Genomic DNA, 16,917 nt, shown 5'->3' with positions numbered 1-16,917 from the left:
CACATGGCTGCTGGAACCCACTACCTGCCCGGCCTCACCCCGACCAACGAGGCACCGGTCCAGAAATCCGACGACGCCGCCGGCTACTACGTGCTCGGCGACAAGCTCGTCGACCCGAAGGCGCCGACCGGTCCGATCGCGGAGCGCTGGACGAACCGCAAGTTCGAGAACCGCCTGGTCAACCCGGCCAACCGCCGCAAGCTGTCGATCATCATCGTCGGCACCGGCCTGGCCGGCGGCGCCGCTGCCGCCACGCTCGGCGAGGCCGGCTACAACGTGAAGTCGTTCTGCTACCAGGACTCCCCGCGTCGCGCCCACTCGATCGCCGCCCAGGGCGGTATCAACGCCGCGAAGAACTACAAGGGCGACGGCGACTCGGCCTACCGGCTCTTCTACGACACGGTCAAGGGCGGCGACTACCGCGCCCGCGAGTCCAACGTCTACCGCCTCGCCGAGGAGTCGGTGAACATCATCGACCAGTGCGTCGCGCAGGGTGTCCCCTTCGCCCGCGAGTACGGCGGTCTGCTCGACAACCGCTCCTTCGGTGGCGTGCAGGTGTCGCGTACGTTCTACGCCCGTGGCCAGACGGGGCAGCAGCTCCTCATCGGCGCCTACCAGGCCATGGAGCGCCAGGTCGCGGCCGGCACGGTCGAGCAGTTCACGCGTCACGAGATGCTCGAGCTGATCGTCGCCGATGGCAAGGCCCGCGGCATCATCGCCCGTGACATGGTCACCGGCGAGATCGAGACCCACCTGGCCGACGTGGTCGTGCTCGCCACCGGCGGCTACGGCAACGTCTTCTACCTCTCGACCAACGCGATGGGCTCCAACGTCACCGCCACGTGGCGCGCCCACCGCAAGGGCGCCTACATGGCCAACCCGTGCTACACGCAGATCCACCCGACCTGCATCCCGGTGACCGGCGCCCACCAGTCGAAGCTGACCCTGATGTCGGAGTCGCTGCGTAACGACGGCCGGATCTGGGTGCCGAAGAACGCCGAGGACTGCGCCAAGGACCCGCGCGAGATCCCCGAGGAGGACCGCGACTACTTCCTGGAGCGGATCTACCCGTCCTTCGGGAACCTGGTCCCCCGCGACATCGCCTCGCGCGCCGCGAAGTACATGTGCGACGAGGGCCGCGGCGTCGGTCCTGAGGTCGAGGAGACCCAGCCCGACGGCACGGTGAAGAAGTTCCGCCGCGGTGTCTACCTCGACCTGGGTGCCGCGATCGAGCGCCTCGGCAAGGACGCCATCGAGGAGAAGTACGACAACCTCCTCGACATGTACGAGCGGATCACCGGCGAGAACCCCTACGAGGTGCCGATGCGGATCTACCCCGCCGTGCACTACGTCATGGGTGGCCTGTGGGTCGACTACGAGCTGTCGACCAACATCCCGGGTCTGTACTGCACCGGCGAGGCCAACTTCTCCGACCACGGCGCGAACCGCCTCGGCGCCTCGGCGCTGATGCAGGGTCTGGCCGACGGCTACTTCGTGCTCCCGAACACGATCCGCGAATACCTCGCCGACGGGCCGTTCGAGCCCATCTCCGAGGACCACCCCGCGGTCGTCGAGGCGAAGCAGTCGGTCCAGGAGCGGATCGACAAGTTCATGTCGATCAACGGCACCCGCTCGGTCGAGTCGATCCACAAGGAGCTCGGCCTGATCATGTGGGAGTACTGCGGCATGGAGCGGACCGAGGAGGGCCTCAAGAAGGCCATCGGCCTGATCCGCGAGCTCAAGAAGGAGTTCTGGACCAACGTCAAGGTCCTCGGCTCGGCCGACTCCCTCAACCAGGACCTCGAGAAGGCCGGCCGCGTCGCCGACTTCATCGAGCTCGGTGAGCTCATGTGCATCGACGCGCTCAACCGGCGCGAGTCCTGCGGCGGCCACTTCCGGGCCGAGTCGCAGACCGAGGACGGCGAGGCGCTGCGCCACGACGACGAGTTCGCCTACGTCGCGGCCTGGGAGTTCGGTGGCGAGGACGGCGCCCCGATCCTCCACAAGGAGGACCTGATCTACACCGCCATCGAGATGAAGCAGAGGTCGTACAAGTGAAGCTCACCCTCAAGATCTGGCGGCAGGCCAACGCGTCCGAGAAGGGTGCGCTCAAGACGTACGAGCTGGACGGCGTCTCGCAGGACATGTCCTTCCTCGAGATGCTCGACCTGCTCAACGAGCAGCTCCTGCAGAACGACGAGGAGCCGGTCGCGTTCGACTCGGACTGTCGCGAGGGCATCTGCGGCATGTGTTCGCTGATGATCAACGGCGAGGCGCACGGCCCGGAGGTCACCACGACCTGCCAGCTGCACATGCGCTCGTTCAAGGACGGCGACACGATCACCATCGAGCCGTGGCGCGCCGCGTCCTTCCCGATCGTCAAGGACCTGATCGTCGACCGCTCCGCGTTCGACCGGATCATCCAGAACGGTGGCTACATCTCGGCCAACACCGGCTCGGCCCCCGAGGCCAACTCGGTGCCGGCTCCGCGCGACAAGGCCATGCGGGCGTTCAACACGGCCACCTGCATCGGCTGCGGCGCCTGCGTCGCCGCCTGCCCCAACGGCTCCGCGTCGCTCTTCCTCGGCGCGAAGATCACCCACCTCGGTGAGCTGCCGCAGGGCCAGCCGGAGCGCTACTCCCGCGTGCAGACCATGCTCGCACAGCACGACGCCGAGGGCTTCGGCGGCTGCACCAACATCGGTGAGTGCGCCTCGGCCTGCCCCAAGGAGATCCCGCTCGACGTGATCTCCCAGCTCAACAAGGACCTGCGCAAGTCGCTGATCCTCGGCTGACCATCGGGTTCACGAAGGGCCGTCCTCCCACGGGAGGACGGCCCTTCTGATTTGCCGAGGCGTCACCGGCGTGCCCACTCGGCCGACGTGGCTGACGCCTCGGCGGGGTTGTTCCCGCTCAGGCGACGGTGAGGTCGACCTCGATGTTGCCGCGGGTGGCGTTGGAGTACGGGCAGACCTGGTGGGCCTGCTCGGCGAGCTGCTGAGCGGTCGCGGCGTCGGCGCCGGGGATGGTGACCTCGAGCTGGACGGCGAGGCCGAAGCCGCCCTGGCCGTTGTCGCCGATGCTCACGTCGGCGACGACCTCGGAGTCGGTCATGTCGACCTTGGCCTTGCCGGCGACCAGCTTGAGCGCCGAGTGGAAGCAGGCGGCATAGCCCGCGGCGAAGAGCTGCTCGGGGTTGGTGGCACCGCCGGCGCCACCCATCTCCTTGGGGATGCGGACGTCGGCGTCGATGAGGCCGTCGGAGGACTGGACGTGGCCGTTGCGGGCGTCGCCGGTGCTGACTGCGGTGGCTGTGTAGATCGGTGTCATGCGCACAACTATATTGCGCACAACTTAATAGCGCAAGGGAGTAGACTGATGGATGTGTCCGGACGTACCTATCCGCAGCTCGCGCTCGACCTGCAGCTCTGCTTCCCCTTGTACGCAGCGACCCGAGCCGTCACGAAGCGCTACGTGACGCTGCTCGAGGGGACCGGGCTGACCTATCCGCAGTATCTGGTGATGCTGGTGCTCTGGGAGGCCGACGAGCCGTTGACCGTGACCGCGCTCGGCCACCGCCTACGGCTCGACTCCGGCACCCTGACTCCCCTGCTCAAGCGACTCGAGGCTGCCGGCCACATCCGTCGCGAGCGGGACCCCGGCGACGAGCGCCGGGTGCTGGTCAGCCTGACCGAGGCGGGCCGGGCGCTGGAGGAGCAGGTCTCCGGGGTGCCGCAGCAGCTCGGTCAGTCGATGGGGATCAGCCGCGACGAGGCGCTCGCGCTGCGCGACCAGCTCACCGAGCTGGTCGACCACCTCGACGCGGCCGACTCCGCCTGAGGCCCTACCCCCTGGTCAGCAGCCGCTGCACGCCGAGCTTGATCAGCAGTCCACCGAGGAGGACGTCGACGACCACGAGCACCGCGTGGGCGACGTAATAGGGCTTGGGCCGGGTCTGCTCCGGGTCCTTCGCGGTCTTGACCAGGTTGCGGCCGAAGTTGGTCCAGATCGCGATCGTCCAGATCCCGATGACCAGGAGGAGCGCGCCGTCAGTCTTCTCGAGCTTCATGGGTACGACTCTCTCATCCACCGGTGTGGGTCCCTACGGGCGGCTCGGCCGAGTCGGCCGGAGTCGCCCTGACGTAGGCGTAGGAGGCGGCGTACAGGATCACCATCGAGGTGTAGTGGATCCAGACGACGAGGATGAGGGCGATGCCGAACGCCTGGAAGGCGGGCTGGCCCTGGGTGGCGTTCAACAACAGGGTCGAGGCCTGCTTGAGGATCTCGAAGCCGATCGCGCCCAGCAGCGCACCGGCCCACAGCGGCCCCTTCGGGGTGTCCTTCTGGGGGGCCAGGTGGAACATCGCGAAGAAGAGCACGGTGTTGGCCGCCAGGCCTAGCACCAGGGTGAGGGCGACGATCAGCCAGCCGAAGCCCTGGTCGAGACCGATCCAGTCCAGGACGTTGGCCGAGAAGGTGCGGATCAGGCCGGTGAACGCCACCGCGACCAGCATGATCAGGCCGAGCAGGATCAGCGCGGCCAGGTCGCGCAGCTTGGCCATCAGGAAGCCGGGCTGCTCCTCTTCGGGCACCATGAAGACGGCCTCGAGCGCCTTGCGCAGCCCATCGATGAAGCCGAGGCCGGCGTAGAGCAGGCCGAAGGCACCGACGATCCCGACCGCGCCCGCGGCGCGCTCGATGTCGGCGATCTTCAGCTGGCCGGCGCCGTCACCGACCAGGCCGGGCAGGACCTGGTCGATCGCCTCGACCAGGTCGCTCTCGGCACCGGCGTACACCTTGGCGATCTGGCCGACCGCGAAGAACGCGAGCGCGAGGATCGGGAAGGTGGACAGGAAGCCGAAGTAGGTGATCGCGCCGGCCTGCTGGCCAGCGCCCACGTCGCCGTAGTGCTCCTGCGTACGCACCGCCCGGTCCAGCGCCGGGAAGCGAGCACGCAGCTCGGCGATCTTCTCCTTGATCTTCTCCTTGTCGAGCATCCCGAGGTCCCATCCGTCGTGAGTGGGCGGACCTGAGCCCGCCTCAACCGGTCAGTGCTGCTCTCAGTGCGAACTCGCGGGTCGGCCGCCAGCCGTCCGTGTCGTCGTGCACGTAGAGGTAGAACTCCTCGACCGACCACTCGCACTCGAAGTCGGCCAGCTCACCGAAAGCCTTGTCGAGGCTAGCCTCGGGAAGGTCGTGGGCGATCGTGACATGCGGGTGATAGGGAAAAGTGAGCTTCTGGTCGAGCGGCCCCTGCCGGACCGTGTTGGCCAGCTGCTCGCAACCCGAGATGCCCTGCACCACGGCCACGAAGACCACCGGCGAGACCGGCCGGAAGGTGCCGGTGCCGCGGAGGTGCACGCCGAACGGAGCGACCCGCGAGGCCGCCGACTCGAGATGGCTCTCGACGTCGGGCAGCAGGTCCTCGTGGATCTCCGTCGGCGGCACGAGCGTGATGTGCGTCGGGATCATGGTCGCCGTCGCGTCCCCGAGAGACGTCCGGTAGTCCTGGAGCTGACTTGCCCACGGCTCCGGGATAGCGATGGCAACACCGATGGTGCGCATGGGCCGACCTTACTAGCCGAGAGGCGCGGCGGGGGCCACAAAGCCAACCCGCTCGTAGACGTCGGACAGAGTCTTGCGAGCCACCGCGCCCGCCTTCTCGGCGCCCTGCTCGAGAATGCCGTCGAGATAGGCCCGGTCATCGAGGACCTCGAAGGTCTTCTCCCGGAACGGCGTGACGTAGTCGACGACGACCTCGGCGAGATCCTTCTTCAGGTCGCCGTAGCCCTTGCCGGCGTACTTGCCGACCAGGGTGTCGATGTCGGAGCCGGTCAGCGCGGAGTAGATCCGCAGCAGGTTGGAGACGCCCGGCTTGGCCTCCTCGTCGAAGCGGATCTCCATCTCCGAGTCGGTGACCGCGGAGCGGATCTTCTTCGCCGAGACCTTCGGGTCGTCGAGCATGTCGATCAGGCCGCTCGGGCTCGAGGCCGACTTCGACATCTTGATCGTCGGGTCCTGGAGGTCGTAGATCTTCGCGACCTCCTTGAGGATGTAGGGCTCGGGAAGCCGGAACGTCTTCTTGTAACGGCTGTTGAACCGCTGCGCCAGGTCGCGCGTCAGCTCCAGGTGCTGCCGCTGGTCCTCGCCGACCGGGACGTACGCCGGGCGGTAGAGCAGGATGTCGGCGGCCATCAGCATCGGGTAGGAGAAGAGGCCGACCGAGGCCGCTCCCTCACCACCCTTGGCGGACTTGTCCTTGAACTGGGTCATCCGGCGGGCCTCACCGAAGGAGGTGATGCACTGCATCACCCAGCCGAGCTGGGCGTGCTCGGGAAGGTGGGACTGGACGAAGATCGCGGACCGCTCCGGGTCGACACCGGCAGCCAGCAGCTGGGCGGCGGCCCGCCGCGTACGCTCCCGCAGGACCTTCGGGTCCTGCTCGACGGTGATCGCGTGCAGGTCGGCGATGAAGAAGAAGGGCTCGTGCTCCTCCTGCAGGCTCACCCACTGCCGGACGGCGCCGAGATAGTTGCCGAGGTGGTAGGAGTCCGCGGTCGGCTGGATGCCGGAGAGGACCCGGGGCCGAGTCGTGGGAGCGGTGCTTCCGGTCATGTGCGCATTCTGTCAGCCAGTCGCCGAAAGGCTCGAAATGACAGTGGATCCTGCCCGCGGCGCTGATCTGCGTGCCGGCCATGGGCCTCGGCGCCCCCCGTGATCAACGTCGAGGACCATGGTCGCCCGCAGTCTGGAAGGCCGCGAGCAGGATCCGCATGACCCATCAACGACAGATCCTTCTGGGGGTTACCGGAGAAGTGCATCCAATTTCTTACGACTTTGTGGACCTCCTGAGAGGCTCTACTCAGTGTTGATTCGATGCTCGGTCGAATGCGCATTCCCTGCGGGACACATGCCCCTGTTAGCCTGTTTGGTCGACCCGCGGATCCTCCAAGGGGTCCGCAGCCTCGGGGCCAGCAGCCGAATCGGCCTCGAGGCCCGGCGACCCCCGAGGAGATCTGTGAATCACACGTCCGCTGCCAACGCGCGCATGCTGCTCGCGACCGATCTGGACGGAACCTTCCTGGCCGGCGACCCCGAGGCGAAGGTCAAGCTCTACCAGACGCTGAGCCGCCGCGAGGACGTACTGCTGTCCTTCGTCACCGGGCGTGGCCTGGAGTCGGTGCTGCCGCTGCTCGCGGACCCGACCATCCCGACGCCCGACTTCATCATCTGCGACGTCGGCGCCACCATCGTGACCGGACACGACCTGCTCGCCGTCGAGCCGATCCAGCAGGACATCGCCGCCAAGTGGCCCGGCGAGCTCACCGTGCTCGAGAAGATCGGCGAGCGGCCCGGACTGGTCCGTCAGAACGTGCCCCAGGACCGCCGCGTCTCCTACTTCTGCGACCCCGAGGCGGTGACCGACGACCTCGCCCCGCTGGTGGCGGAGATCGGCTGCGACCTGCTCTACTCCGCCAGCCACTATCTCGACGTGCTGCCCGCGGGGATCAACAAGGGCCACACCGTCACCAAGCTCGTCGAGCACCTCGGCATCCCGAAGGACCGGGTGCTGGTCGCCGGCGACACCCTCAACGACCTGTCGATGTACGACATCGGCTTCCCGGGCGTCTGCGTCGGTGAGTCCGAGGACCTGCTCCTGGACGCGACCCGCGACAAGGAGCGTACGTTCCACGCCACCTCCCCCGGCACGGGCGGGATCCTGCAGGCGATCAGGCACTTCAACCTGCTCGACGACGAGCACATCTACGACCCGGAGAACGACGCCGACGACCCGGGGAAGTCCGACCTCGTCATGGTCTACCACCGGCTCCCCTATGACGAGGTGATCGAGGAGGGAGAGGTCAAGCGCCGGCGCCCGAAGTCACCCAACGGCATCATCCCGACGCTGCTCTCCTTCTTCACGGAGCGCACCGGATCCTGGGTCGCGTGGTCGATCGACGATCCCAAACGCGGCAAGTTCGCGACCCACACGGTCGTCGACCCCAAGCTCTACCCCGGTCTGGTGGCCTCGCGGCTGCCACTGTCGAAGAAGGACGTCGACGTCTTCTACAAACGCTTCTCCAAGGAGGCGTTCTGGCCGCTGCTGCACACCTTCTGGGAACGTGCGAGGTTCAAGGAGGAGGACTGGCAGGTCTACTGCCGGGTCAACAAGGCCTTCGCCGAGCAGGCGGCGGCAGAGGTGGCGTACGAAGGCATCGTCTGGATCCACGACTACAACCTGTGGATGGTGCCTGCCTATCTGCGTGAGCTGCGTCCGGATGTGAAGATCGCGTTCCTGCACCACACCCACTTCCCCGGTGCGGACGTGTTCAACGTGGTGCCGTGGCGGCGCGAGATCATCGGGTCGCTTCTGCAGTGCGACTACATCTCGTTCCACATCCCCCGCCAGGTCGAGAACTTCGTCGACGTGGCGCGTGGCGTGGCACCGGTCGAGGTGATCGAGACCGAGGACTCCGCGCCGCGGTTCCGCACCTACGGCTTCGCCCTCGGCCTGGACACCATGCCCTCGGTGATCGACGTCGGCGGGCGCCGCGTCCACCTGGGCGCCAACCCGGTGAGTGTCGACACCAAGCGGATCGAGCAGACCCTGGCGTCAGCTGCGGTGCAGGAGTCCATCGCGCGAGTGAAGGACGAGTTCGAGGGTCAGCGGATCGCGCTGGCCGTCTCGCGGCTCGACTACACCAAGGGCGTGCTGCAGCAGCTCGAGGCCTTCGAGCGGGCTCTGCTCGAGGACCCGTCGCTGCTGGGCGAGCTGTCGCTGGTGCTGGTGTGCGTGCCCGCAGCCGGTGAGATGACCGTCTACAAGACGCTGCAGAACCAGATCGAGCAGGCTGTCGGGCGGATCAACGGCCGGTTCTCGCGGATGGGCTGGATGCCGGTCCACTTCTACTTCCGGCCGATCCCGTTCGAGGAGCTGCTGGCCTACTACGCCAACGCCGACGTCATGTGGATCACCCCGCTGCGTGATGGTCTCAACCTGGTCGCGAAGGAGTACGCCGCGGTCCACGGTCTTCGCGGCACGAGCGGCACGCTGGTGCTCTCCGAGTTCGCCGGGGCGGCCGCCGAGCTGCGCGGTGCGGTGCTGACCAACCCCCACGACGTCTCCGACATGGTGCGGGTCTTCCTGCAGGCCGTCGACATGGACGAGGCCGAGGCCAAGGACCGGATGCGTGGACTGTGGGACACCATCCGCCACCACGACTCCAAGGCTTGGGCCGACGGGTTCCTCGCGGCGGTCGAGGCGGCCACCTCCTCCGCCCCAGGGGATGAGGTGGAGCTCTAAGAGATTCGCCGAGTCGGCGCGTTCTAACGCGCCGACTCGGCGTGGTTCGGCGTCAGGATGAGCCGACTCGGCGGGCTTCTAGGCGCGGCGGCGGTGGATGCTGGTGCTCCACAGCAGCACGAGCATCCCGGCCGCGGCCAGCCCGGCGCCGACCAGCGGCGCCTCGCGGACGCTCCACACGTCCAGGGCCAGACCGCCGGCGAAGGCGCCGAGGGCGTTGGCGATGTTGAGGCTCGCGTGGTTCATCGCGGCGCCCAGCGTCACCGCGTCGTCGGCGACGTCCATCAGGCGCACCTGCAGGTTGATCACCAGCACCGACGCGATCGCGGTGGTCAGGAAGGCGACCGGTGCGAGCCACCATCCGGCCGGCGCGACCAGCCAGAAGAGGGTCAGCACTGCGACCATGCCGAGGCTGCTGGCGAGCAGCGAGCCCATCACCGACCAGCGCGCCAGCTCGCCCGCGATCCAGGTGCCGACGACCATGCCGGTGCCGAAGGCGAAGACGAACCACGGCACCGCGCCCCCGGCCAGGCCGGCCGTGTCGGTGACGATCGGGGCGATGTAGGAGTAGGCCGCGAACATGCCGCCGAACCCGATCGCGCCCGCGAGCATGGTCAGCCAGACCTGTTTGTTGGTGAAGAAGCGGCCGGCCTCGCTGCGGCCGGTCGCGTTGGGGTCGCCCGGGAAGTGGGGCACCGAGAGCTGCACCAGGAGCACGGTCAGCAGGGCGAGGCCTGCTGCGGCTGCGTACGGGGCTCGCCAGCCGGCGCTCTGACCGAGCCAGGTGGCGAACGGAACGCCGATCACGTTGGCCACCGAGAGCCCGAGCATGACCAGCGCTACGGCGCGTCCGCGGTGCTTCGGGGCCGCCATCGACGTGGCGACGATGCTCGCGACGCCGAAGTAGGCGCCGTGCGGCAGCCCGTCCAGGAACCTCGCCACCAGCAGCATGTGGTAGTCGACGGCGGCCGCGCTGAGCAGGTTGAACAGGGCGTACGCCGCCATCAGCGACAGCAGCAGCCCCTTGCGGGGAAGATGCGCGACGAAGAACGAAAGGATCGGTACGCCGACCACCACCCCGACCGCGTAGGCGCTGATCAGGTGCCCGGCCGTGGAGGTGCCGACACCGACGCCCTCGGCGATCTCGGGCAGCACGCCCATGGTGACGAACTCGGTCGTACCGATCGCGAAGCCACCCATCGCGAGGGCGATCATCGCGATCGCGAACCGGACGGGGGTGACCGGCCTCAGGGCGGTCTCGGAGCTGGCGGTGTCGGTCACTACTGCCTAACCTTCGGCGATTTCAGCGCTATTCCGCGAATCGGTGTGACGCGGGTCCCGCCTCGCGCCCGGCAGTGTCAACCTCAGTTGACAGGGTTCGGGCGTCAACCTATATTGACATCATGACGGATGCCAAGGATCTCGCCGAGTCGGCCGCGAGCGCCGACCCGAGCACCGGACTGCGAGCCGCGCTCGCACTGCGTCGTCTCGCCGACTCCCTGGAGCGGCTGCAGGTGGCGAACGCCCGCCGGCAGGGCTGGGCATGGCAGGAGATCGCCGACGCGCTGGAGGTTAGCCGGCAGGCGGTCCACAAGAAGTACGCGAAGGAGATGTGATGTTCGAGAGGTTCACCAAGCCGGCCCGCGATGCGGTGACCGCGGCCCAGACGTACGCCGCCGAGCTCGGCCACGAGCGCATCGGCGACGACCACCTCCTGCTGGCGATCGGCTCCGGCACCGAGTCGTCCGCCGCCCGCGCGCTCTCAGAGGCCGGGGTCGATGCCACCGCGCTGAAGGCGGAGGTCGAGCGGGCCCACGGGCGCCTGGGCGACGAGGACGCCGACGCGCTGTCGACGCTCGGGATCGACCTGGACGCGGTGCGCTCCAAGGTCGAGGAGGTCTTCGGCACCGGCGCGCTCGACAGTGGGAAGCCACGCCGTCGGCTCGGCGGGCACATCCCCTTCACCAAGGAGGCGAAGAAGGTCCTCGAGCTCTCGCTGCGTGAGGCGATCCGGCTCGAGGACCGGTCGATCGGCACCGAGCACATCCTGCTCGGCATCCTTCGAGCGGAGGGGGAAGGACATGCTGCACTACGGGCCCTCGGCGTGGATGTTGCTGCGCTGCGCGACGCACTGGAGCACGGCGAGGCCGCCTGACGCCGAGGTGCCAGGCGGCCTGTCGCGGACGGATCAGCCGGCCAGGTGGGACCAGGACGGGGCCAGCTCGGCCCACGGACCCACCGCCGCGACCTCGCCGTCGACCATGACGACGACTCGGTCGGCCTGAGCGAGCGCGGCTCGCTTCGAGGTGGCTCCGATGACCGTCGTGTGCCGGTCGCGGAGCGCCCGCCACAGCTCGATCTCGGTGGCCGCGTCCAGCGCACTGGAGACGTCGTCGGCCAGGAGCAGCTCGGTGTCGGCAGCCAGCGCCCTCGCCAGGGCGAGGCGCTGGACCTGTCCTCCCGAGAGGCGTACGCCCCGGTGTCCGACGATCGCGTCCGCGCCGCCCGCCTCCTTGACGTCGAGCTCGAGCCGCGCGTCGGCGACCGGGCTGTCGAACGGCCGGTCGTGACCCAGCCGGATGTTGTCGGAGAACGTTCCGGAGAGCACCCGAGGCACCTGGGCGACGTACGCGACCTGCCCCGGCCTCAGGAAGGCCTGCGGGTCCGTGACCAGCTCGTCGTTCCACCGGATCGTGCCGGTGTGCTCGATGAGGCCGGCCAGCGACGCCAGCAGGGACGACTTGCCGGAGCCGACCTGCCCGACGAGGAGGACCAGCTCGCCGCGCTCGATGGTGAGCGAGACGTCCGAGACACCGATCGTGCCGTCGTCGTGGACCGCCGACAGGGCCGAGAGCTCCAGTGACTCCAGCGGCACCCGGTCGACCGGACCCGGATCCGGCGCGTCGCCGGAGACCAGATCGACACCCGGCGGCAGGTCCATCAGGTCGCGACCACCGGCGAACCGGCTGGTCTCCTTCTGCCACGCCCGCGTGCCAGGGGCCTCAGTGACGACCATGCCGGCCACCCGGCCGAACCAGTCGAAGCCCGAGACCGCGTTGGCCACCAGCAGCGCCGTGGCCAGACCCCAGCCTCCACCGAAGTAGATGCCCCAGGCCGCCACGACACCGCACTGCACCATCAGCGCCGGCACTCCGTCGAGGAACGCCTGCACCCGGTGCTCCTTCACGGCTGCGTCCACCCGGCCCGAGTCCACATGCTGCAGGTGGGCGTGGACCTGCGGCGTCGCCGCGGCCAGCTTCACGGTGCGTACGGACTCCAGCGCGGAGACCACCGCACGCCCGAACCGGGCACGCGCGGCGGACGAGGCCGCGGCCGAGCGGCCCGCGATCGGTCGACCGATCGCAGAGGCCAGCGCCGAGGCGACCATGACGACCAGGAGCACGGCGCCCGCGAGCGCGGTGCCGGCGAGCAGCGCCGTGATCGTCGCGATCACCAGACCGTTGACGAAGTCGACCCAGCGGTCGGCGTAGCGGGCGTAGCGGTCCGCGTCCATCGACCTGGCGACGACCTCACCCGGCGGCGTACGCGTCAGGCGGTGCTGCCGGGTCTGGCCGTAGAGCACGGCCATCCGGGCGCGCAGCATGACCTCGATCCACCAGCGCGGGTAGCGGTAGAAGGCGTCGGCGAGCATCAGCGGCGCGGCCAGCAGGCTGACCACCAGCAGCACCGACAGCACCGTCGGCCGGCCGCCGTCCTGCAGCGACTCGACGATCCGGCCCCACAGGAGCCCGGTGAAGGCGCCCTGCGCACCGGTCATCGAGGCGAACAGGAAGAGCAGCGCACCCGCCACACCCCACTCGGGGCGCAGGAACAGGACGTGGAGCATCCCGCGCGCCAGCGACGGACCGGTGCCGACCTCCGGGAGCTCCGGCGGAGCACCGGCGCGACGCTTGCCGCCCACGTTGCCTTCGGCCACGTGGTCGAGGGTGGAGTGGTCGACAGGCTTGACATCCGGCGACGGTGAGTCGTGGTGGTCGGTGCGGCTGGCCTCGAGCAGGTCGCGGAACGGACCCGGCGCGGTCGCCAGCGAGGCCCGCAGGCCGTGCTGGATCACCCGGCCGTGGTCGAGCACGGCCACGTGAGGCGCCCGCTCGATCGTGGAGAGCCGGTGGGCGATCAGGATGCCCGTACGCCCGGTCAGCAGCCGATCGGCGGCCGCGACCACACGGCGCTCGGTGAGCGGATCCATCCGCGCGGTGGCCTCGTCGAGCACGACCACGCGTACGTCACGCACCAGCAGCCGCGCGAAGGCGACCAGCTGCTCCTCCCCCGCCGACAGCGAAGTGCCGCCGGGACCGAGCAGGGTGTCGAGGCCCTCGGGCAGGCCGGCGACCCACTCGGAGAGCCCGAGCCGGGCGACCGCCCGCTCGATGTCCTCGCGCGGACGCTCGTCGTCGAAGAGCGCGATGTTCTCCGCGAGCGTCCCGGCCAGGATCTCCGTACGCTGCGTCACCACGCCCACGGAGGCACGCAGCTGCTGCAGGTCGAGGTCGCGTACGTCCACACCACCGAGGAACACCGAGCCGCGCGGCGGCTCGACGGCCCGGGAGAGCAGAGAGGCGAGCGTCGACTTGCCCGAGCCGGTGCGACCGACGAGCGCGATGGTGTCGCCCGCGGGCACGGTGAGCGAGATGCCCTGGAGGGCGAAGGTGCCCTCGGCGTAGGAGAAGGTCAGGTCGCGCAGGTCGACCTCGAGCGCTCCCCCACCCGGCACGGGCTCGCCACCTTCGGGCTCGGGCTCGGCGGCCATCATCTGGCGCAGCCGGATGACCGCGCCCAGGCCCGCCTGGATGTCCGGCAGGTGGTTGGCGAGCATCGCGATCTGGCCGACGAAGGTGCTCGTGACCAGGAACAACGTGACCAGCGAGCTGATCCCGAGGCGGTCGGTCGAGGCGAGCGCGATCCCGGCGAGACCGATGCCGGCCAGCAGGGAGTGGAGCAGCACGCCGGCACGGCGGCCGACCTTCGCCTCGACCGTGACCACGGCGCGGAACTTCTCGTGGACCGTCGCCGACAGCCGCGCCACCCGGGCGACCACGTGGTCCTGCCCCAGGCTCGTGCGCAGGTCGTCGCGCCCGGCGATGCCTTCCTCGAGCACGGCGGCGTGGTCGGTCCAGGAGGCCTCCTCGATGACCTTGAGCTGGGAGATCTTGCCCAGCAGGCCGCGGATGACGAACCAGGTCACCGTCGCGAGGAGCGGGAACAGGATCGCCGCCGGCCACCAGGTGAAGCTGGCCACGATCCACATCGGCAGCGCCGCGAAGACCGAGCGGAACAGCATCCACAGCTGCCAGCGCAGCAGGTTGCCGACCTCGTGGGAGTCGTCGTCGACCCGGTCGAGGATCTCGCCGACGGCCTGCTCGCTCAGCTCCGAGAGCGGCTGTCGCATGGCGGCCTGGAGCACGTCCTCGCGCAGCTTGCCCTCGACCCGGTCGGAGACGCCGACCCAGGCGATCTTCGCCGTCGAGTCGACGAGCGAGGCACCGATCACGCACAGCGCGAGCCAGCCGACCAGGCTGGCGGTCGGGTTCTCGGCGAGCCGTCCCGCCACGACCGTGCCGATCGACTGGGCGACCATGGCCACGGCCAGCGCGACCAGCGCGGCGACCGTCACCGGCCCCTTGAGGCGTCGCCAGTCGACCTGCCGGCTCGGGTCGGCAGGTGTGGAGGGAACTCCGGGGGCCTTGCCTGCGGTGGGCACGGGCGGAGTCGAGAGCGTCGCAGTCATCAGAAGATCACGGTATGCGCGACCGCCGACACTCTCCTAAAGGTTTTCCGTCCGTCACCCCCACCAAACCCCGCGCTGACCTGGACTTATAGGAATCAGAAGAAGATCTGGAGAGCAAGATCACCTCCGCCCGGAAGGCATCCGGATGACGTACGACGGCCCGGCACGGACGATTCCGTGGCGGGCCGTCGCCGGTTGATCAGAAGGAGTCGAACGGCTCACGCGACGCCGACCCCGCGGGCCGTCACTCCTCGACGGAGCCACCTTCATCCGGAGTCGTCAGCGACTCCATGGAGATCCCGGTGAACTCGTCCACCCTCACCTGCCGAGTGCTGCCATCGCGTAGGGTGAGCGTGACGTGGCTGAACTCGGGCGTCGTGCGAGCGTTCTCCGAGGCCTCGGTGATCGGATCATCCGGCCACCAGGCGGCGTAGTGCCCGTCGTTGACGGTGGCAGTCACAGCGCCCTGAGCTTCTGTGTGCAGGACCAGGCCGACGACGTCCGCCCCGACGAGGCCCGTAGACGACCGCTGGCTCTCGGCGTCGTTGCCCATCACGCCACCGATGCTGCCGAATGCACCGTCGGCGTCGACCGTGACCGGCTCGGCGCCGGGACCGCCCGGCGTTTGGCCGTAGAGGCCGGCCGGCTCACCGTTGCGGAGCATGCACACCGCCTCCGTGAGCCCGTCGGGGGTGGCGAGATAGACAAGTGTCCACCCGCCGCGACGCTCCGCGACGTACGTCTTCATCTCCGGACCCTGGCGACCGGGCAGGAAGTCCCAGAATCCGCCGACGCACGCTTGTGCCGCGTCGTCGGTCTCGGCCGCGGTGAGCGGCGACGGGGCCGGTGTCCACGCCGCCGCGGGCGTCGGTCCACCGAGGACGCTGGGAGCCGCGATGGCGGCGGCCGCTGCCGCCGCGGTCGCGGCGAGCGCGAGCCCGACACGTCGCCGGGTGACTCGGGTACGCGGCGCGACAGGTTCCGCGGCCGACACTGCCGGCTTGGCGACCTGCGCGTCGTGAGCCGTGATCCGTGCCAACAGATTCTGGGCCGCCGGGTCACGGGCCACATCGAGTGCCTCTGGGGTGACAGCGGGATCGAGGGTGCGGAGCACACGGTCGGTGTTCATGAGGAACTCCTTGCGGTAGCGGTGGGAGTGACGGGTTGGGGGCACGCCGCGGCGAGGGCACGCAAGGCGCGTCGGGCGCGGCTCAGCCGCAGGCGGTAGGCCACCGGTGAGATACCCAGGACCTCGGCAGCCTGGCGGGTGGTCAGGCTGTCCCAGACGGTGAGCGCGATGGCCTCCTGGTGCACCGGACTGAGCCGTCGCCAGGCAGTGGCCAGATCGACACGTGCTGCCACCAGGTCCGGCTCGGACCCGACCGTTCCCGGGCCGACCAGCTGAGCGTCGGCGATCTGAAGCGTCAACTGCTGCCACCGTTCTGCCGCCCGATACTCGTTGCTCAGAGTGCGATGGGCGACGCCGAAGAGCCACGCCCGTTGTTCGTCGTACACCCCCGGGACCTCGGCGTACCGTCGCCAGGCGACCAGGTAGACCTGCGCGAGCACGTCCTCGGCGTGGGAGGGGTGCACACGACGCTCGATGAACCTGCGTAGGTCGGCGTACGTTGCTTCGTAGAGGCGCGTGAAGGCCGCCTCGTGACTCGGCGGGCCGTTCTCGTTGTGTCCCATACCCTTCACATGTCCGCTGACAGATGTATGTGTCACCGTACGGGCGGAGTCGCACGCCACCCGAACACGGCGTCTGCATCGTCGGCCACTCGACCGCAGCCATCGGCCTGTCGACAGCAGCTCGAAAACGCAGGGCGGCCCGGCACGGGTTCGTGCCGGGCCGCCCTCACGC

At 69.1% G+C, this 16,917-nt stretch carries 15 protein-coding genes; 6 read left to right on the top strand and 9 right to left on the bottom strand.

The genetic code is table 11. The features are described from left to right. Positions 1–3: 3 nt before the first annotated feature. Together G5C66_RS15195 and G5C66_RS15190 are read left to right on the top strand one after the other, a co-directional pair. Entirely contained in the window at positions 4–2,058 is a 2,055-nt protein-coding gene (locus G5C66_RS15195) for a fumarate reductase/succinate dehydrogenase flavoprotein subunit (RefSeq protein WP_165111807.1), read from the top strand. Continuing rightward, positions 2,055–2,795 carry a succinate dehydrogenase/fumarate reductase iron-sulfur subunit gene (locus G5C66_RS15190; RefSeq protein ID WP_165111806.1) on the top strand — a complete coding sequence of 247 codons (741 nt, stop codon included), beginning with the start codon at positions 2,055–2,057 and terminating at the stop codon, positions 2,793–2,795. The genes G5C66_RS15195 and G5C66_RS15190 overlap by 4 nt, the downstream gene beginning before the upstream one ends. Before the next feature lie 118 nt (positions 2,796–2,913). Here the strand turns inward: G5C66_RS15190 and G5C66_RS15185 are convergent, their stop codons facing one another. After that, positions 2,914–3,330, bottom strand: coding sequence for an organic hydroperoxide resistance protein (locus G5C66_RS15185; protein ID WP_165111805.1), 417 nt, complete (start codon positions 3,328–3,330; stop codon positions 2,914–2,916). Between the two features lie 48 nt (positions 3,331–3,378). Here G5C66_RS15185 and G5C66_RS15180 point away from each other — a divergent pair, with 48 nt between their 5' ends. After that, positions 3,379–3,840: a MarR family winged helix-turn-helix transcriptional regulator gene (locus G5C66_RS15180; protein WP_165111804.1), complete on the top strand. Its 462-nt coding sequence runs from the start codon at positions 3,379–3,381 to the stop codon at positions 3,838–3,840. Between the two features lie 4 nt (positions 3,841–3,844). Here G5C66_RS15180 and G5C66_RS15175 read toward each other — a convergent pair whose 3' ends face one another. Genes G5C66_RS15175 through trpS form a run of 4 tightly spaced genes read right to left on the bottom strand, consistent with a single transcriptional unit; the run spans position 3,845 to position 6,615 of the window. Continuing rightward, entirely contained in the window at positions 3,845–4,069 is a 225-nt protein-coding gene (locus G5C66_RS15175) for an SCO4848 family membrane protein (RefSeq protein WP_045549997.1), read from the bottom strand. A 13-nt stretch (positions 4,070–4,082) separates the two neighbouring features. Next, the gene (locus G5C66_RS15170; protein WP_165111803.1) at positions 4,083–4,997 is read right to left on the bottom strand and encodes a YihY/virulence factor BrkB family protein; all 915 of its coding nucleotides are present in this window, start codon (positions 4,995–4,997) and stop codon (positions 4,083–4,085) included. Between the two features lie 43 nt (positions 4,998–5,040). Continuing rightward, positions 5,041–5,565, bottom strand: a complete 525-nt coding sequence (locus tag G5C66_RS15165; RefSeq protein ID WP_165111802.1) for a 2'-5' RNA ligase family protein — start codon at positions 5,563–5,565, stop codon at positions 5,041–5,043. A 12-nt stretch (positions 5,566–5,577) separates the two neighbouring features. Beyond that, positions 5,578–6,615 carry a tryptophan--tRNA ligase gene (gene trpS, locus G5C66_RS15160; protein WP_165111801.1) on the bottom strand — a complete coding sequence of 346 codons (1,038 nt, stop codon included), beginning with the start codon at positions 6,613–6,615 and terminating at the stop codon, positions 5,578–5,580. A gap of 403 nt (positions 6,616–7,018) precedes the next feature. On the opposite strand from trpS, the gene ggpS reads away from it, so the two are divergent. Further along, on the top strand, positions 7,019–9,304 hold the full coding sequence (gene ggpS / locus G5C66_RS15155) for a glucosylglycerol-phosphate synthase (RefSeq protein WP_338144185.1): 2,286 nt from the start codon (positions 7,019–7,021) through the stop codon (positions 9,302–9,304). Positions 9,305–9,382: 78 nt separating this feature from the next. On the opposite strand, the gene G5C66_RS15150 is transcribed toward ggpS, so the two are convergent. Further along, a complete protein-coding gene (locus G5C66_RS15150; protein WP_165111800.1) occupies positions 9,383–10,585 on the bottom strand; it encodes an MFS transporter in 1,203 nt (400 codons plus the stop codon). Positions 10,586–10,707: 122 nt separating this feature from the next. Here G5C66_RS15150 and G5C66_RS15145 point away from each other — a divergent pair, with 122 nt between their 5' ends. Both G5C66_RS15145 and G5C66_RS15140 read left to right on the top strand, forming a co-directional pair. After that, positions 10,708–10,920 (top strand): helix-turn-helix domain-containing protein, encoded by a 213-nt coding sequence (locus G5C66_RS15145; RefSeq protein WP_141802873.1) that lies wholly within the window; start codon positions 10,708–10,710, stop codon positions 10,918–10,920. Beyond that, on the top strand, positions 10,920–11,459 hold the full coding sequence (locus tag G5C66_RS15140; protein ID WP_165111799.1) for a Clp protease N-terminal domain-containing protein: 540 nt from the start codon (positions 10,920–10,922) through the stop codon (positions 11,457–11,459). Before G5C66_RS15145 ends, G5C66_RS15140 begins: the two co-directional genes overlap by 1 nt. Positions 11,460–11,492: 33 nt before the next feature. On the opposite strand, the gene G5C66_RS15135 is transcribed toward G5C66_RS15140, so the two are convergent. From G5C66_RS15135 to G5C66_RS15125, 3 genes are all read right to left on the bottom strand, one after another. Further along, complete coding sequence (locus G5C66_RS15135; protein ID WP_165111798.1) at positions 11,493–15,053, bottom strand: ATP-binding cassette domain-containing protein; 3,561 nt, start codon at positions 15,051–15,053, stop codon at positions 11,493–11,495. A 244-nt stretch (positions 15,054–15,297) separates the two neighbouring features. Then, a complete protein-coding gene (locus G5C66_RS15130; RefSeq protein WP_165111797.1) occupies positions 15,298–16,182 on the bottom strand; it encodes a hypothetical protein in 885 nt (294 codons plus the stop codon). Continuing rightward, the gene (locus G5C66_RS15125) at positions 16,179–16,745 is read right to left on the bottom strand and encodes an RNA polymerase sigma factor (RefSeq protein WP_165111796.1); all 567 of its coding nucleotides are present in this window, start codon (positions 16,743–16,745) and stop codon (positions 16,179–16,181) included. The genes G5C66_RS15130 and G5C66_RS15125 overlap by 4 nt, the downstream gene beginning before the upstream one ends. Positions 16,746–16,917: the final 172 nt, after the last annotated feature.

The sequence above is a fragment of the Nocardioides turkmenicus genome (assembly GCF_011045035.1).
GTDB lineage: Bacteria > Actinomycetota > Actinomycetes > Propionibacteriales > Nocardioidaceae > Nocardioides > Nocardioides turkmenicus.
Note: the sequence above shows the minus strand (reverse complement) of the source record. Positions and strands in the feature narration are given on the sequence as shown.

Coding starts and splice junctions, on each gene's coding strand:
- G5C66_RS15195 (WP_165111807.1), top strand. CDS start 4: ATGGCTGCTGGAACCCACTACCTGCCCGGCCTCACCCCGACCAACGAG.
- G5C66_RS15185 (WP_165111805.1), bottom strand. CDS start 3,330: ATGACACCGATCTACACAGCCACCGCAGTCAGCACCGGCGACGCCCGC.
- G5C66_RS15180 (WP_165111804.1), top strand. CDS start 3,379: ATGGATGTGTCCGGACGTACCTATCCGCAGCTCGCGCTCGACCTGCAG.
- G5C66_RS15175 (WP_045549997.1), bottom strand. CDS start 4,069: ATGAAGCTCGAGAAGACTGACGGCGCGCTCCTCCTGGTCATCGGGATC.
- G5C66_RS15170 (WP_165111803.1), bottom strand. CDS start 4,997: ATGCTCGACAAGGAGAAGATCAAGGAGAAGATCGCCGAGCTGCGTGCT.
- G5C66_RS15165 (WP_165111802.1), bottom strand. CDS start 5,565: ATGCGCACCATCGGTGTTGCCATCGCTATCCCGGAGCCGTGGGCAAGT.
- trpS (WP_165111801.1), bottom strand. CDS start 6,615: ATGACCGGAAGCACCGCTCCCACGACTCGGCCCCGGGTCCTCTCCGGC.
- G5C66_RS15145 (WP_141802873.1), top strand. CDS start 10,708: ATGACGGATGCCAAGGATCTCGCCGAGTCGGCCGCGAGCGCCGACCCG.
- G5C66_RS15140 (WP_165111799.1), top strand. CDS start 10,920: ATGTTCGAGAGGTTCACCAAGCCGGCCCGCGATGCGGTGACCGCGGCC.
- G5C66_RS15135 (WP_165111798.1), bottom strand. CDS start 15,053: ATGACTGCGACGCTCTCGACTCCGCCCGTGCCCACCGCAGGCAAGGCC.
- G5C66_RS15130 (WP_165111797.1), bottom strand. CDS start 16,182: ATGAACACCGACCGTGTGCTCCGCACCCTCGATCCCGCTGTCACCCCA.
- G5C66_RS15125 (WP_165111796.1), bottom strand. CDS start 16,745: ATGGGACACAACGAGAACGGCCCGCCGAGTCACGAGGCGGCCTTCACG.